Origin of the sequence: Citrobacter europaeus (genome assembly GCF_037482245.1) — a bacterium.
Lineage (GTDB): Bacteria > Pseudomonadota > Gammaproteobacteria > Enterobacterales > Enterobacteriaceae > Citrobacter > Citrobacter europaeus.
Window position 1 is genome coordinate 269,134 of sequence record NZ_CP148084.1, and the last position, 14,990, is coordinate 284,123.

Genomic DNA, 14,990 nt, shown 5'->3' on the forward strand with positions numbered 1-14,990 from the left:
TCAGACTCCCCATTTTGGGATCGGATGGTCGCCCATCGAGATGCAGACGTTTTTCATTTCGGCGAACACTTCAAAGCTGTATTCGCCGCCTTCACGGCCTGTACCAGAAGCCTTCACGCCGCCAAACGGCTGACGCAGATCGCGGACGTTCTGCGTGTTGACGAACACCATTCCGGCTTCAATGCCGCGTGCCAGGCGCAGCACTTTGCTGATGTCCTGGGTCCAGATATAAGAGGCGAGGCCGTACTCCACATCGTTGGCCAGGCGCAGACCTTCCGCCTCGTCTTTAAACGGCAGCAGACAGGCTACCGGGCCAAATATCTCTTCCTGCGCGACACGCATGCGGTTGTCGACATCCGCCAGCACCGTTGGGCGCAGGAAGTTGCCGCTTTTCAGATGTGCAGGCAGGTCGGCGGGTTTATCCGGGCCGCCCGCCAGCAGGGTCGCCCCTTCTTCAATGCCGAGGCGGATATAACCGGTGACTTTCTCCCAGTGCTGTTGGCTAATCAGCGCGCCTACCTGAGTGTTCAAGTCGGCTGGGTCGCCGACGCGCAGGCGGTTGGCGCGTTCAGCAAAGCGTTTGACGAATTCGGGGTAGATGCTCTGCTGGATAAAAATGCGCGAGCCAGCGGTGCAGCGTTCGCCGTTGATCGAGAAGATGGTAAACAGCGCGGCATCAAGAGCACGTTCAATATCGGCATCTTCAAAAATTAGCACCGGTGATTTACCGCCAAGTTCCATGGAGTATTTTTTCAGCCCGGCATTTTTCATGATATTGCGCCCGGTGGCGGTACCGCCGGTAAACGACACCGCGCGTACGTCGTGGTGGCGTACCAGCGCATCGCCTGCCGTTGCGCCGTAGCCCTGAACCACGTTCAATACGCCTGCCGGAATGCCTGCTTCTAACGCCAGTTCACCCAGACGATCGGCAGTCAGTGGCGAAAGCTCGGACATCTTCAGCACAGCGGTATTGCCCAGCGCCAGGCACGGCGCGACTTTCCAGGTGGCGGTCATAAACGGCACATTCCACGGCGACACCAGTGCACAAACGCCGACCGGCTGTACGAGGGTGTAGTTGAGCATCTTGTCGTCGACCGGATAGGTCTTGCCATTCATCTGCTGGCACACTTCGGCGAAAAATTCGAAGTTATGCGACGCGCGAGGGATCAGCACGTTTTTGGTCTGGTGGATCGGCAGGCCGGTGTCGGCGGTCTCCATGGCGGCAATTTCAGGGACGTTCTGGTCGATCAGGTCGCCCAGACGGCGCATCAGGCGTGCACGCTCTTTCATCGGCAGATTGGCCCATTTAGGGAACGCTTCCTTCGCTGCCGCCACCGCCTGATTCACTTCGTCGGCACCGCCGGAGGCCACTTCCGCCAGCACTTCACCGGTTGCCGGGTTGGTGGTGTGAAAATACTCCGTAGCCGCGACGTTTTTGCCGTTGATCCAATGGTTAATCTTTTTCATGACAGCTTCTCCTCATATGCCTGCTGACTGATGATGCGGTTGACCAGACGGCCGACGCCTTCCACTTCGACGATCACTTCATCGCCCGGCACCACGTCTGACAGCCCTTTTGGCGTACCAGTGGCGATCATGTCGCCCGGTTGCAGGGTCATAAACTCGCTCAGATAAGCGATCAGGAACGGGATGCTGAAGATTAGATCGGCGGTGGTGCCCTGCTGGCGCAGTTCGCCGTTGACCCAGGTGCGCAGGGCCAGGGTGTGCGGGTCAGGAATATCCGCTTTGTCGACGATGCAGGGGCCTATTGGCGTCAGAGTGTCGCGGCTTTTTACCCGCAGATTGGGGCGATAGTAGTTTTCCAGATAGTCGCGGACGGCGTAGTCGTTGCAGACGGTGTATCCGGCTACGTACTCCATGGCGTCGGCTTCGGCGACCTTACGCGCGGTTTTGCCGATCACCACCACCAGTTCGGCTTCGTAGTGCATGTACTCAACGTTATCCGGGCGTACCGATTCCTGCTGGTGGCCGATAAAGGTGTTTGGCGCTTTGATAAACACCAGCGGTTCGGTGGGCGGCTTAAACTCCAGCTCGCTGGCGTGATCGGCGTAGTTCAGACCCAGCGCGAACAGCGTGCCGTCGGCGGGCGGCAGCCAACGAAATTCGCCTTCTTTTAGCAGTCTGCCGTCAGCCAGGCGAACCTGCTCGCGTTCATCGATCTGGACGTTGTGTTGTTGTCCCTGCCACTCAATACGTGCTTGTTTCATGCCAGTTCTCCTTCGGTAACCACCGGGTTTTCCAGCGGCAGGAGGCCTGCGGCAAGAATACGTACGCGATCGCCTGGTCGCAGGGTTACGCGGTTGTGCGGGGTGCCGATCAGAATGGCGTCGCCAGGGTTGAGGGTCGCGAATTCACTCAGGGCGCTTAGCAACTCGGCGGCGGAGCGCTGGAGATCAACAGTGTTCCAACTGTCAGCTTCCCGACCGTTGATTTCGGTGATAATGGTCAGGTTATCGACGTCGCTGAGCGTAGAAAGTGCGCCAATCGGGCAGAAGCCATCGCGGCATTTGGCTTTGATTGCCGGGCGATAGAAGCTCTCTTCCGGCAGGCTTACGTCGTTAGCCAGCGCATATCCGGCAATGTAAGCAACCGCTTTTTCTGCAGTTACTTTACGGGCGGTTTTACCGACGATCAGGGCCACAGTCCCTCCGCTTAGCACGGTTTCACCCTGCGGGAAGGGGATGCTATCTCCGTTGCCGATAACGGTATTACGCGGTTTGATAAACCACACCGCGGTCTTTGGCGGCGTTTTGTAGGGGGCCTGTTGGAACGCTTCGCGCCAGGCATCGAGCTGGCTGCGGTGGTTAAGCGCCACGGCGAAGATGGTACCTTTCATTCACCACTCCTCTGATTCTGATTTCGGATACGATCATTTCATTAACATATTAATGATCATTTTTTATGCTTTGCAGAAAGGTTTGGCAAACAGAAGTGAATGATTTGTGATCTGATTAACAATAAATTTACAGATTTTGTTTTTATTTCTTATAAATCAATATATAAGATTATCTTCTTATCTCGACCTGTACTTTTCAGAGACAGAAACCGGTTGCGTTCTGGTGTGATTAACGCTAATTATTAACTTATTAACAAATGAAGGTGTGATTCAGAGGTCAGTCATGCATGATTCATTAACTATCGCGCTACTACAGGCGCGGGAAGCGGCGATGGCCCACTTTCGCCCGATCGTTAAACGCCACAATCTTACCGAACAGCAATGGCGTATCGTGCGTATCCTTGCCGAAAACCCGTCGATGGATTTTCACGATCTGGCTTTTCGCGCCTGTATTTTACGCCCGAGTCTGACGGGCATCCTGACCCGCATGGAACGCGATGGCCTGGTTCTGCGCCTCAAGCCAGTTAACGATCAGCGCAAGCTGTACGTTTCTCTAACCCCGGCCGGTTCAAAACTTTATGAAAGTGCGCAGGTCCAGGTGGAAGAGGCCTATCGCCTGATAGAAGCCGATTTTACCGTCGAAAAAATGCAGCAACTTACCATGCTGCTGGAAGAGTTTATTTCCCTGGGCAATGGAGCGCGGGCAGAGGAAGAGGGATCTTAAGGCGTTCCAGAGCCAGAAGTAACGTTCTGGACGCCATACAAAAAATGGTACTTTCAGTGCGTTACCTTAGTCATCCAGCAAACCTTCTAAGAAGAACGTTTGTCCGGCAAATGGATTGCCGGGCACGATTTTTTGCCTGCAACATCCGTGCTACAACCGAATAGACATATTAAATCCAGGTGTTAGTATTCAATAGACAGCAGTTATGAGTATGCGTGTTTCATTTCCGGCCAGGAACGCTGATGATGACAACATTACTACCCGATCTCACAGCACTTTCGTCATTCACTTCCTGCGCGGTGCAGGTTGCCTTAGCGCCTGTCCGCTCTCTGGCCATTGTTTCTCATTCCTTCTCATCCCGGATGGAATCTCCCGCTGAATAGCTATTTAGTGGGCTTTGTGACACGCATCGTTTGAAAACAGGGATTACGGCGGGTCGAATATGGATAAGTTGAAGCGTCATTTGATGTGGTGGGGCGCGGGCCTCCTGGTCGTGGTGGCCGCGATAGCGTGGTGGATGCTCCGCCCTGCCGGAATACCGGAAGGGTTCGCAGCCAGCAACGGCAGAATTGAGGCCACGGAAGTGGATATTGCCACCAAGATTGCCGGACGAATTGACACGATCCTCGTGTCAGAAGGGCAATTCGTTCGTCAGGGCGAAGTGCTGGCGAAAATGGATACCCGTGTGCTGCAGGAGCAGCGGCTGGAAGCGGTCGCCCAAATCAAAGAAGCTGAAAGCGCGGTGGCGGCGGCGCGGGCGCTGTTAGAACAGCGGCAAAGTGAAATGCGCGCCGCGCAGTCGGTGGTCAAACAGCGCGAGGCGGAACTGCAGTCGGTCTCTAAACGCCACGTGCGTTCTCGTTCTCTATCCCAGCGTGGGGCTGTATCTGAGCAACAACTGGATGACGATCGGGCTGCGGCAGAAAGCGCACGCGCTGCGCTGGAATCCGCAAAGGCGCAGGTCTCTGCGGCAAAAGCCGCCATTGAAGCCGCTCGCACCAGCATTATTCAGGCGCAAACCCGCGTAGAAGCCGCGCAAGCCACCGAACGTCGTATTGCGGCTGATATTGATGACAGCGAGCTGAAAGCCCCGCGCGATGGTCGCGTGCAGTACCGCGTAGCCGAACCGGGCGAGGTACTTTCTGCGGGTGGGCGCGTGCTGAATATGGTCGATCTCAGCGATGTCTACATGACGTTCTTCTTGCCTACCGAGCAGGCTGGCTTACTGAAGATTGGCGGTGAAGCGCGCCTGGTGCTGGATGCCGCACCGGATTTGCGTATTCCGGCGACCATCAGCTTTGTGGCAAGCGTGGCGCAGTTCACGCCGAAAACGGTCGAAACCAGCGATGAACGGCTGAAGCTGATGTTTCGCGTCAAAGCGCGTATCCCCCCAGAGTTGTTACAGCAGCATCTTGAGTACGTGAAAACCGGTCTGCCGGGTATGGCGTGGGTGCGTGTTGATGAAAATCGCGCCTGGCCTGACGACCTGGTGGTGAGGTTGCCGCAATGACGCATCTGGCGCTGGTTCCCGTTCCTCCCGTGGCGCACCTTGACGGCGTGAGTCAGCATTACGGGAATACGGTAGCGCTGAACAATATCACGCTGGATATCCCCGCCCGCTGCATGGTGGGGCTGATTGGTCCGGATGGCGTCGGAAAATCGAGCCTGCTGTCTCTCATATCCGGGGCTCGGGTTATTGAACACGGCAACGTGAGGGTACTGGGCGGCGATATGCGCGACCCGAAGCATCGCCGGGATGTCTGCCCGCGAATTGCCTGGATGCCGCAGGGGCTGGGGAAAAACCTGTACCACACGCTGTCAGTGTATGAGAACGTCGATTTCTTTGCCCGGCTGTTTGGTCATGACAAAGCGGAGCGCGAAGCACGGATTACCGAGCTGCTGAACAGCACCGGACTGGCGCCGTTTCGCGATCGTCCTGCCGGGAAACTCTCGGGCGGCATGAAGCAAAAGCTGGGGCTGTGCTGCGCGTTAATCCACGACCCGGAACTGTTGATTCTTGATGAACCCACCACCGGGGTCGACCCGCTGTCCCGCGCCCAGTTCTGGGATCTGATTAACAGCATCCGCCAGCGACAGACCAACATGAGCGTGCTGGTTGCCACCGCCTACATGGAAGAAGCCGAGCGCTTTGACTGGCTGGTGGCGATGAACGCCGGGGAGGTGTTAGCCACCGGGAGCGCGCAGCAGCTCCGTGAACAAACCGCCAGCGACACGCTGGAGCAGGCATTTATCGCGCTGTTACCCGAAGCCCAGCGCCAGGCGCATAAACCGGTGGTGATCCCGCCGTATCACGCTGAGCAGGAAGAGATTGCCATCGAGGCGAAAGACCTGACCATGCGCTTCGGTAAATTTGTGGCGGTGGACCACGTTAACTTCCGTATTCCGCGCGGGGAAATCTTCGGTTTTCTCGGCTCTAACGGATGCGGTAAATCCACTACCATGAAAATGCTCACCGGGCTGCTGCCCGCAAGCGAGGGCGAGGCGTGGCTGTTTGGGCAAGCGGTTGACCCGAAAAATATCGATACCCGCCGCCGGGTAGGCTATATGTCACAGGCGTTTTCGCTCTACAGCGAGCTGACCGTCCGGCAAAACCTCGAACTACACGCGCGGCTGTTCCATATCCCCGAAGCAGAAATTCCGGGGCGGATACAGGAGATGAGCGAGCGCTTTTCGCTGACCGATGTCGAAGACGCGTTGCCCGGCGCGCTGCCGTTGGGGATCCGTCAACGCCTGTCGCTGGCGGTGGCGGTTATCCATCGCCCGGAGATGTTGATTCTCGATGAACCGACCTCCGGGGTCGATCCGGTGGCGAGGGACATGTTCTGGCAACTGATGGTTGATCTGTCGCGCCAGGACAAAGTGACCATTTTTATCTCCACCCACTTTATGAACGAAGCGGAGCGCTGTGACAGGATGTCGCTGATGCACGCCGGAAAAGTACTGGCCAGCGGCACGCCGCAGGAACTGGTGAAACAGCGCGGCGCCGCCAGCCTGGAAGAGGCGTTTATCTCCTGGTTACAGGAAGCGGCTGGTCCGGCGCCGGAAGCTCAGTTAGCGCCAGCCAATGTTCCGGCAGTGCATGAAAACAATAACCCGCCGCGGCAGGGTTTTAGCCTGCGGCGCTTGTTCAGCTACAGCCGCCGCGAAGCGCTGGAGCTGCGGCGTGACCCGGTTCGTTCAACGCTGGCGCTGATGGGCACGGTGATCCTGATGCTTATCATGGGCTATGGCATTAGCATGGATGTGGAAAACCTGTGGTTTTCGGTGCTCGATCGTGACCAGACCGTCAGCAGCCAGGCGTGGACGCTGAATCTGGCGGGCTCGCGCTATTTTATCGAGCAGCCGCCTCTCGCCAGTTATGACGAGCTGGACAAACGGATGCGTTCGGGCGAAGTCGCGGTAGCAATTGAAATCCCGCCAAATTTTGGCCGCGATATTGCGCGCGGAACACCGGTGAAGATTGGCGTCTGGATCGATGGCGCAATGCCGAGCCGTGCTGAAACGGTCAGGGGCTATGTGCAGGCGATGCACCAGACCTGGCTGCAGGATGTGATGGCGCGTCAACCCAATGCCAGTGGGCAAAACGGATTGATGACCATTGAAACTCGCTATCGTTACAACCCGGATGTGAAAAGTCTGCCGGCGATTGTTCCGGCGGTGATCCCACTGCTATTAATGATGATCCCTTCCATGCTCAGTGCCCTCAGCGTAGTACGTGAGAAAGAGCTGGGGTCGATTATCAACCTGTACGTTACGCCCACGACCCGCAGCGAGTTTTTACTCGGCAAACAGTTGCCTTACATCGTGCTGGGCATGCTGAACTTCTTGCTGCTGTGCGCGCTGTCGGTGTTTGTGTTCGGGGTCCCGCATAAGGGGAGCTTTGTGACCCTGACGCTGGCTGCGCTGCTGTACGTCACCATTGCCACCGGGCTGGGCTTATTAATCTCTACGTTTATGAAAAGCCAGATCGCCGCCATTTTTGGTACGGCGATTATAACGCTGATCCCGGCGACGCAGTTTTCCGGGATGATCGATCCGGTCGCCTCGCTGGAAGGGCCGGGACGGTGGATTGGTGAAATTTACCCGACCAGCCATTTTCTGACTATCGCGCGTGGGACGTTCTCTAAAGCGTTGGATCTGACCGATCTCTGGCCGCTGTTTATTCCGCTGGCGGTGGCCATTCCGGTGGTGATTGGTCTGAGCGTATTACTGCTGAAAAAACAGGAGGGGTGATGCGCCGATTACGCAATATTTACAACCTCGGCATCAAAGAGTTACGCAGTTTGCTGGGTGACAAAGCGATGCTGACGCTGATCGTCTTCGCTTTCACGATTTCGGTTTACTCTTCCGCGACCGTCCTCCCGGGTTCGCTGCATCTGGCGCCGATTGCCATTGCCGATATGGACCAGTCGCAGTTGTCGAATCGGATTGTGAACAGCTTTTATCGCCCGTGGTTTTTACCTCCGGAGATGATTACTGCCGATGAGATGGATGCCGGGCTGGATGCCGGACGCTACACCTTCGCCGTGAACATTCCGCCTGATTTTCAGCGTGATGTTCTGGCCGGACGACAACCGGATATACAGGTGAACGTCGATGCCACTCGGATGAGCCAGGCCTTTACCGGCAACAGCTATATCCAGAATATCATCAGCGGCGAGGTGAACAGCTTTGTGGCACGTTACCGTGATAACAGCGAGCCGCCGGTGGCGTTGGAAATGCGCATGCGCTTTAACCCTAATCTGGAGCCTGCTCGATTTGGCGCGGTAATGGCGATTATCAACAACATCACCATGCTGGCGATCGTGCTTACCGGGTCGGCGCTGATTCGCGAGCGCGAGCACGGAACCATTGAGCATCTGCTGGTGATGCCGGTGACGCCGTTTGAGATCATGATGGCAAAAATCTGGTCGATGGGGCTGGTGGTGCTGGTGGTTTCCGGTCTGTCGCTGATGCTGATGGTAAAAGGCGTGCTCGGGGTACCGATTGAAGGCTCAATACCGCTGTTTATGCTGGGCGTGGCGCTGAGCCTGTTCGCCACCACCTCGATCGGCATTTTTATGGGCACGCTGGCACGTTCTATGCCGCAACTGGGGCTGCTGATGATTCTGGTGCTGCTGCCGTTACAGATGCTCTCCGGAGGTTCTACACCGCGTGAAAGTATGCCGCAGGCGGTGCAGGACATTATGTTGTCGATGCCGACTACCCATTTCGTCAGTCTCGCGCAGGCGATACTTTATCGCGGAGCCGGGTTTAGCATCGTCTGGCCGCAGTTTCTGACGCTGCTGGCGATCGGCAGCGCGTTTTTCCTGATAGCGCTACTACGCTTTCGAAAGACGATTGGTACGATGGCGTAATGGGTTGGCTTCATATCTTGACTGCATTGTGTGCTGTTATAATATGACTTCAAAGGATGAAGTCATAAGGACATGCGATGAAGGAAAAAGTGTTGTCTTTACGCAAAAAGCAAAAGAACACGCTGGATCAGCTTTTTAAAGCACCGACGCCGCAGGGAATCAAGTGGTCGGAAATTGAGTCACTGATCAAGGCGTTAGGTGGCGAAATCAAAGAAGGACGAGGCTCACGGTGTAAATTTCTTTTAAATAAGAGCATTGCGAGTTTTCATAGACCACATCCTTCTCCGGATACAGATAAAGGCGCGGTCGAAAACGTACGTGACTGGTTAACAAGTATAGGGGTAAAACCATGATCAAACCCAAAACGCCAAACTCAATGGAAATCGCCGGTCAACCTGCGGTGATTAATTATGTCCCTGAGCTTAATGCGTTTCGCGGTAAGTTCCTGGGATTGTCAGGCTATTGTGATTTTGTCTCTGACAGCATTCAGGGGCTGCAAAAAGAGGGAGAGATCTCCTTACGAGATTATCTTGATGATTGCTCTGCCGCAGGGATAGAACCTTACGCAAACCCGGAAAAGCTGAAGACATTTACTCTGCGCTATCCAGAGTCTTTCGGAGAACGTTTAAGTTTTGCGGCAGCGGAAGAACAGGTATCAGTCAATACATGGATCATCGAAACGCTCAGCAAAAGTCTCAAACAGGCATAGTTGCTAGCTGGTTTGCTCATCATTGCCGGGGGCGCTTCGCTTGCCCGACCTACAGACGGTAACGGACGTAGGCCGGATAAGGCGCAGCCGCCATCCGGCAACGAAACAGGCAATTACTCTTCTTTCGGCAGGCACTGCAAATGACCGTGGCGCACGCCGCGCTGGGAAATCACGTCATCGGCAAAATGTTGCACCTCGCCCATGTCGCCTTTCAGCACGGCGATTTCCAGACAGTCGTCATGGTTGATGTGCACGTGCAGCGTGGCGACCGATAAATCGTGGTGGTGGTGTTGAGTAGAAACAATGCGGCTCGCCAGGTCACGTTTCTCATGCTCATAAACATACGAGAGCACCGCGAAGCCCTGAGTGCCATGCTCCTGAGTGGTTTCCTGCGCCAGTGCGCCGCGCAGAATATCGCGGATCGCTTCGGAACGGTTGTTGTAGCCACGGCGCTGGCTCAGGCCGTCGAGCGTTTCCAGTAAATCATCATCGAGGGTAATGGTGATACGTTGCATCCGATTTCAACCTTACGATATGGCGCGGTGGCGCACGGGAATGAGGGCGTTACAGACGCTGCACGGCGTCTGCGGTCAGGGTAAACGGCGTGGGGGTACAGACCGCCAGACTCAGGGCGTCGAGCTGGCACTGGCTGACAGAGAGTGAGGAGGTTAGTGCGGTGCTATCGACGCTGACAATTTGCCAGGCGCTGCCGCCACGCTGTTTCACAATAGCTTCTTTACGCGTCCAGATGCGCCAGAACGCCGCCAACTGTTGCTCCGGGCGTTCGGCCTCAACTTCGGCATGTTCTCCGAGACTGAACACCGTGTTTGCCAGCGTCTGCCAGTTATCGCGCGGGCGCACGACTTCAATATCGCAGCCGACTTCCCCTTCGTCGCTGAGCAACAGGGCGATATCATCGCCGCTGTGGCTGAGATTGAACCACAGCAGCGTGTCGGCGGAAAAGGCCGGTTTTCCTTGTTCTCCGTAGACAATGTCCGGTAATGGCGAAAGCGCATGGGAAAGCAGCACGCGACCTGCCAGCCAGCGCGCACGGTGAGCACCTTGCGGGGCCTGATCACTCAGTGCGGCAGGCAACGCGCCAGTGCTTAAAACAGAAACTTTCCCAAGAACAATCCGGTACATATCACGGCTAACCTTTAGTAATAATGGGGTTGTGTACCATTCTTCACATGCCGTTTGCAAGTTTATCCCGGTAATCGGCTTTTGGGCCTGCCGGGCCCCAGCAAAATTGCCAGCTTACTGCCGCCTGTGGTCGTTTCCATCCAGATTTTACACACGCTGGTTAACGGCACGGAGAGCAACATACCAACCGGACCAAGCAGCCATCCCCACACTAACAAAGAGAGAAAGACGATAAGCGTCGATAATCCCAGCCGGTGCCCCATCATGCGGGGTTCGAGGATATTGCCAATCACCATATGCACCACCAGAAACAGCGCGCCGACCAGCACGCATTCGTAAACGCCGTTGAACAGCAGCGCCTGGATCATGGGCGGGACGGCGGAAATGACCGAGCCAATATTGGGCACGTAGTTTAGCAGGAATGCCAGCACGCCCCACATCAGAGCAAACTGAATACCCATCAGCGCCAGCCCCAGCCAGACAATAGCGCCGGTCCATAGGCTGAGCAACGTTTTCAGCGCCAGATAGTGAGATACACCCTTTAACGCCCGATGCAGTCCTGCAATATGGATTTGTGGGTTGTTCAGCGCAAAGCGCAGTTTATAGGGGACATGACGCACTTCAAACAGCATAAAGACCACCGTCATCACCAGCAGGACGACGCTGGCCATGGCGCCGGATAGACTTGTCATCAGCGTGGTTGTGAAGGTCATCAGCTTGTCGGAGTCCATGCGTTGCAGCATGCGTTCTGGGGACATATGCAGATTCAGAAAAGGCACCATCTCTTGCAAATACAGAACTTTGCGCGTCAGCTCCTTATTGTATTTTGGCAGCAGGTCCATGAATTCAGTGATTGACGACGCCAGAACGCCGACCAACGCCGTAAGAACGATCAGCATCACCACGACCACTAACGTAATGGCTACCGGGCGACGTACCCCCCGGCGAATAAACCAGGTGACCAGTGGATTCAATACGATGGCAAAAAAGAGAGCCAGTAGCAGTTGCACAATGATATCCGCCGCGGCATGGATACCTGCGAGGATCACCACCAGAGCGGCCAGTTTGAGCAAAATGTGCAAACCCGTTTTATCGGGCTGAGCGGTTGTCATGTTTTCTTCCTGTTTGCGTTTTTGCATTAAGTGTAGCGGTTGGCTTGCGTCTGTTATTCCTAAACTGGCTGCTGATTTATAGTCTGCAACATGGTAGAAATGAAACACTGTTGTGAAAATGTGGTGACCCTCCATGCCCGAACCCGTCGCTGAACCGACGCTTAGCGGTTTACGCCTGAATCTGCGTATTGTTTCTGTGGTGATGTTTAATTTCGCCAGCTACCTGACCATCGGCCTGCCGCTCGCGGTATTGCCTGGCTACGTCCATGACGTGATGGGATTTAGCGCTTTCTGGGCAGGTCTGGTCATCAGCCTGCAATATTTCGCTACGCTGCTGAGCCGTCCTCATGCAGGTCGCTATGCCGACCTGCTGGGACCAAAGAAGATTGTGGTATTCGGGCTGTGCGGCTGCTTTTTAAGTGGGCTGGGCTATTTACTGGCGGGCTCAACGAACGGCTGGCCGCTGGCCAGTCTGCTGCTGCTATGCCTGGGGCGCGTGATTCTTGGCATCGGGCAAAGCTTTGCCGGAACCGGCTCTACGCTGTGGGGCGTGGGGGTTGTTGGCTCAATGCACATCGGACGGGTGATTTCGTGGAACGGCATCGTGACTTATGGCGCGATGGCGATAGGCGCTCCGCTGGGCGTTCTGTTTTATGCCTGGGGAGGCTTACGGGGGCTGGCGCTGACCGTGATGGGCGTGGCGTTGCTGGCGATACTGCTGGCGCTCCCTCGTCCGGCGGTGAAAGCCAGTAAAGGCAAACCATTGCCGTTTCGCGCGGTACTTGGGCGCGTCTGGTTGTACGGTATGGCGCTGGCCCTGGCCTCCGCTGGATTTGGGGTAATCGCTACCTTCATTACCCTGTTTTATGATGCCAAAGGCTGGGATGGCGCCGCATTCGCGCTGACGCTTTTTAGCTGCACGTTTGTGGGCACGCGTTTGCTGTTCCCAAACGGCATCAACCGCTTAGGCGGACTGAATGTGGCAATGATCTGCTTTAGCGTCGAGATTGTTGGGCTGCTGCTGGTCGGGATGGCTTCCATGCCGTGGATGGCGAAAATCGGTGTTCTGTTGGCCGGCGCTGGGTTCTCGCTGGTCTTCCCGGCGCTGGGCGTGGTGGCGGTAAAAGCCGTTCCGCAGCAAAATCAGGGCGCTGCGCTGGCGACCTACACGGTGTTTATGGATTTGTCACTGGGGGTTACCGGGCCGCTGGCCGGGCTGGTCATGACGTGGGCGGGCGTGCCGGTTATCTATCTGGCGGCAGCCGGGCTGGTAGCGGTGGCGTTGTTGCTGACCTGGCGGTTAAAAAAACGGCCTCAGGTGGTGTCACCGGAGGCCGCGTCATCGTCTTAACCGTTACTGGATAACCAGCGTGTTAATGATATTTTCTGCGGTCGTCTGCGCTTTTTGCTGATCGTCAGCAGGCAGCGTGATTTGCAGAGTCAGCAGTTGGTTGTCCACTTTACCCAGCACTACGGAAGAGTAAGCGGTCTGACCTTTGGCCGAGATGATGCTGTCTAACTGCTGCAGCGTGTGGCCTTTCAGCTCAATAGATTTATTGGTGACGACCTGCAGTTGCGGGTCGCGGCTACGCTGCTGATCTTCCAGGCGCTTTGCCAGTACGGCAAGATCTTCGTTGGTATTGTCGCCAACAATCACAATCACCGCTTTCTGGCCGGTTGCGTCAGAATATACGTGCATATTGTTCGCCTGAGTGCCCAGCTTGCCGCTCTGATCGGTCATATCCGCAGGCAGGGAAAAACTGAGTTTGCCGTCCAGCAGGCTGACCGGTTGTCCGGTGGCGCTACTCTCCGCGGCAGCACCCTCTGCTGGCGCTTTTGTATCGCTATTATCACAGGCCGCAAGCCCCATAACCAGCAGGCCAATACCGACATATTTAACCAGATTGCGCATTGACTTCTTCCTTTCGATAAACGGCCATAACGGCTCATTCGTTCATCTTATCACAACTCGGAAAATGAACCTTTAACTCGTCTGCAATGCAGAGATTTCGGATTTATCTGCCAGCCTTTTCAGTAACATATTCAGCAGTACGCCATACATTGGCAGGAAGAAAATAATGCTGATCAGCACTTTGAAGCAGTAATCGACCAGCGCGATTTCCATCCAGTGCTCGGCCATAAAGGCGTCTGGGCTGCGCCAGAAGGCGATAAAGAAGAAGGCCAATGTATCGCTGATGTTGCCAAACAGCGTGGAAGCCGTCGGCGCCAACCACCAGCGCCGGTTCTGACGTAGGCGGTTGAAGACATGCACATCCAGAATTTGTCCCAGCGCGTAAGCCATAAAGCTGGCGGCGGCGATACGGGCGACAAACAGATTAAAGTGCAGCAACGCGCCGAAGCCCTGCCACGATCCCATATAGAACAGGGATGAAACGACATAAGAGATCAGCAGCGCAGGGATCATTACCGCAAAGATGATACGACGTGCCAACGGCGCGCCAAAAATACGCACGGTCAGGTCGGTCGCGAGGAATATAAACGGAAAGCTAAAAGCGCCCCATGTGGTATGGAAACCAAAAATGGAGATCGGGAGCTGCACCAGATAGTTGCTGGAGGTGATCACCAGCAGATGAAATAGCGATAGCCAAAACAACGCTTTTACGCGCTGAGATTGTGTAAACGGAGTCATATTGTGACCTTTTTGTTGGATGGGGTGAGGGAACCCAATAAAAAACCGTCGCATGATACTGCTTTAAGAGCACATTGCAATGGTTGTTTTTCACGCAATCGTTAACCTGATTGGCTTACGCCACAACAGAGCGTAAAATAACGCCGTTTTTGAATGAACGAGACTACGATGAGCGATCTGTTTACCTCTCCCGACCATACTCTTGATGCCCAGGGGTTGCGCTGCCCGGAACCCGTAATGATGGTACGTAAAACCGTGCGCGGCATGCAGGCGGGTGAAACGCTGCTGATTGTCGCCGACGATCCGGCAACAACCCGTGACATTCCCGGCTTTTGTACCTTTATGGAACATGAGCTGGTGGCCAAAGAGACTGACTCTCTGCCGTACCGCTATCTGGTGCGCAAAGGCCAGTAATCT

The 14,990-nt window shown here is 55.5% G+C and carries 16 protein-coding genes; 8 read left to right on the top strand and 8 right to left on the bottom strand.

The genetic code is table 11. The features are described from left to right. The 3 genes from hpaE to WHR59_RS01265 are packed head-to-tail and all read right to left on the bottom strand — an operon-like array spanning window position 1 to window position 2,857. Window positions 1-1,467 (bottom strand): 5-carboxymethyl-2-hydroxymuconate semialdehyde dehydrogenase, encoded by a 1,467-nt coding sequence (hpaE, locus tag WHR59_RS01255; RefSeq protein ID WP_043018628.1) that lies wholly within the window; start codon window positions 1,465-1,467, stop codon window positions 1-3. Continuing rightward, entirely contained in the window at window positions 1,464-2,228 is a 765-nt protein-coding gene (locus tag WHR59_RS01260) for a fumarylacetoacetate hydrolase family protein (protein WP_080625996.1), read from the bottom strand. Before WHR59_RS01260 ends, hpaE begins: the two co-directional genes overlap by 4 nt. Further along, entirely contained in the window at window positions 2,225-2,857 is a 633-nt protein-coding gene (locus WHR59_RS01265) for a fumarylacetoacetate hydrolase family protein (protein ID WP_043018626.1), read from the bottom strand. Before WHR59_RS01265 ends, WHR59_RS01260 begins: the two co-directional genes overlap by 4 nt. A gap of 283 nt (window positions 2,858-3,140) precedes the next feature. On the opposite strand from WHR59_RS01265, the gene hpaR reads away from it, so the two are divergent. From hpaR to WHR59_RS01295, 6 genes are all read left to right on the top strand, one after another. Continuing rightward, window positions 3,141-3,581 (top strand): homoprotocatechuate degradation operon regulator HpaR, encoded by a 441-nt coding sequence (gene hpaR / locus WHR59_RS01270; RefSeq protein WP_043018625.1) that lies wholly within the window; start codon window positions 3,141-3,143, stop codon window positions 3,579-3,581. Window positions 3,582-4,023: 442 nt separating this feature from the next. Next, the gene (locus WHR59_RS01275) at window positions 4,024-5,091 is read left to right on the top strand and encodes an HlyD family secretion protein (RefSeq protein WP_043018624.1); all 1,068 of its coding nucleotides are present in this window, start codon (window positions 4,024-4,026) and stop codon (window positions 5,089-5,091) included. After that, on the top strand, window positions 5,088-7,835 hold the full coding sequence (gene rbbA, locus WHR59_RS01280; protein ID WP_338843537.1) for a ribosome-associated ATPase/putative transporter RbbA: 2,748 nt from the start codon (window positions 5,088-5,090) through the stop codon (window positions 7,833-7,835). The genes WHR59_RS01275 and rbbA overlap by 4 nt, the downstream gene beginning before the upstream one ends. Beyond that, window positions 7,835-8,959, top strand: a complete 1,125-nt coding sequence (locus WHR59_RS01285) for an ABC transporter permease (protein WP_075145524.1) — start codon at window positions 7,835-7,837, stop codon at window positions 8,957-8,959. The genes rbbA and WHR59_RS01285 overlap by 1 nt, the downstream gene beginning before the upstream one ends. A gap of 77 nt (window positions 8,960-9,036) precedes the next feature. Continuing rightward, entirely contained in the window at window positions 9,037-9,312 is a 276-nt protein-coding gene (locus tag WHR59_RS01290; protein ID WP_003837806.1) for a type II toxin-antitoxin system HicA family toxin, read from the top strand. Next, window positions 9,309-9,668: a type II toxin-antitoxin system HicB family antitoxin gene (locus WHR59_RS01295; RefSeq protein WP_087051931.1), complete on the top strand. Its 360-nt coding sequence runs from the start codon at window positions 9,309-9,311 to the stop codon at window positions 9,666-9,668. Before WHR59_RS01290 ends, WHR59_RS01295 begins: the two co-directional genes overlap by 4 nt. A 113-nt stretch (window positions 9,669-9,781) precedes the next feature. Here WHR59_RS01295 and nikR read toward each other — a convergent pair whose 3' ends face one another. The 3 genes from nikR to WHR59_RS01310 form a co-directional block, all read right to left on the bottom strand. Then, window positions 9,782-10,183 (bottom strand): nickel-responsive transcriptional regulator NikR, encoded by a 402-nt coding sequence (nikR, locus tag WHR59_RS01300; RefSeq protein ID WP_043018621.1) that lies wholly within the window; start codon window positions 10,181-10,183, stop codon window positions 9,782-9,784. A 49-nt stretch (window positions 10,184-10,232) separates the two neighbouring features. After that, the gene (gene acpT, locus WHR59_RS01305; RefSeq protein WP_043018620.1) at window positions 10,233-10,811 is read right to left on the bottom strand and encodes a 4'-phosphopantetheinyl transferase AcpT; all 579 of its coding nucleotides are present in this window, start codon (window positions 10,809-10,811) and stop codon (window positions 10,233-10,235) included. A 62-nt stretch (window positions 10,812-10,873) separates the two neighbouring features. Then, a complete protein-coding gene (locus WHR59_RS01310; RefSeq protein ID WP_043018840.1) occupies window positions 10,874-11,923 on the bottom strand; it encodes an AI-2E family transporter in 1,050 nt (349 codons plus the stop codon). Between the two features lie 133 nt (window positions 11,924-12,056). On the opposite strand from WHR59_RS01310, the gene WHR59_RS01315 reads away from it, so the two are divergent. Next, window positions 12,057-13,274, top strand: coding sequence for an MFS transporter (locus WHR59_RS01315; RefSeq protein ID WP_047408076.1), 1,218 nt, complete (start codon window positions 12,057-12,059; stop codon window positions 13,272-13,274). A gap of 3 nt (window positions 13,275-13,277) precedes the next feature. Here the strand turns inward: WHR59_RS01315 and WHR59_RS01320 are convergent, their stop codons facing one another. Continuing rightward, window positions 13,278-13,835: a DcrB family lipoprotein gene (locus tag WHR59_RS01320; RefSeq protein WP_016154847.1), complete on the bottom strand. Its 558-nt coding sequence runs from the start codon at window positions 13,833-13,835 to the stop codon at window positions 13,278-13,280. A 72-nt stretch (window positions 13,836-13,907) separates the two neighbouring features. Next, window positions 13,908-14,573: a 7-cyano-7-deazaguanine/7-aminomethyl-7-deazaguanine transporter gene (locus WHR59_RS01325; RefSeq protein WP_019078120.1), complete on the bottom strand. Its 666-nt coding sequence runs from the start codon at window positions 14,571-14,573 to the stop codon at window positions 13,908-13,910. A gap of 168 nt (window positions 14,574-14,741) precedes the next feature. On the opposite strand from WHR59_RS01325, the gene tusA reads away from it, so the two are divergent. Continuing rightward, a complete protein-coding gene (gene tusA, locus WHR59_RS01330) occupies window positions 14,742-14,987 on the top strand; it encodes a sulfurtransferase TusA (protein ID WP_003827551.1) in 246 nt (81 codons plus the stop codon). Window positions 14,988-14,990: the final 3 nt, after the last annotated feature.

Coding starts and splice junctions, on each gene's coding strand:
- WHR59_RS01295 (WP_087051931.1), top strand. CDS start 9,309: ATGATCAAACCCAAAACGCCAAACTCAATGGAAATCGCCGGTCAACCT.
- nikR (WP_043018621.1), bottom strand. CDS start 10,183: ATGCAACGTATCACCATTACCCTCGATGATGATTTACTGGAAACGCTC.
- WHR59_RS01315 (WP_047408076.1), top strand. CDS start 12,057: ATGCCCGAACCCGTCGCTGAACCGACGCTTAGCGGTTTACGCCTGAAT.
- WHR59_RS01325 (WP_019078120.1), bottom strand. CDS start 14,573: ATGACTCCGTTTACACAATCTCAGCGCGTAAAAGCGTTGTTTTGGCTA.
- WHR59_RS01285 (WP_075145524.1), top strand. CDS start 7,835: ATGCGCCGATTACGCAATATTTACAACCTCGGCATCAAAGAGTTACGC.
- rbbA (WP_338843537.1), top strand. CDS start 5,088: ATGACGCATCTGGCGCTGGTTCCCGTTCCTCCCGTGGCGCACCTTGAC.
- hpaE (WP_043018628.1), bottom strand. CDS start 1,467: ATGAAAAAGATTAACCATTGGATCAACGGCAAAAACGTCGCGGCTACG.
- WHR59_RS01290 (WP_003837806.1), top strand. CDS start 9,037: ATGAAGGAAAAAGTGTTGTCTTTACGCAAAAAGCAAAAGAACACGCTG.
- WHR59_RS01260 (WP_080625996.1), bottom strand. CDS start 2,228: ATGAAACAAGCACGTATTGAGTGGCAGGGACAACAACACAACGTCCAG.
- WHR59_RS01320 (WP_016154847.1), bottom strand. CDS start 13,835: ATGCGCAATCTGGTTAAATATGTCGGTATTGGCCTGCTGGTTATGGGG.
- acpT (WP_043018620.1), bottom strand. CDS start 10,811: ATGTACCGGATTGTTCTTGGGAAAGTTTCTGTTTTAAGCACTGGCGCG.
- tusA (WP_003827551.1), top strand. CDS start 14,742: ATGAGCGATCTGTTTACCTCTCCCGACCATACTCTTGATGCCCAGGGG.
- WHR59_RS01310 (WP_043018840.1), bottom strand. CDS start 11,923: ATGACAACCGCTCAGCCCGATAAAACGGGTTTGCACATTTTGCTCAAA.
- WHR59_RS01275 (WP_043018624.1), top strand. CDS start 4,024: ATGGATAAGTTGAAGCGTCATTTGATGTGGTGGGGCGCGGGCCTCCTG.
- WHR59_RS01265 (WP_043018626.1), bottom strand. CDS start 2,857: ATGAAAGGTACCATCTTCGCCGTGGCGCTTAACCACCGCAGCCAGCTC.
- hpaR (WP_043018625.1), top strand. CDS start 3,141: ATGCATGATTCATTAACTATCGCGCTACTACAGGCGCGGGAAGCGGCG.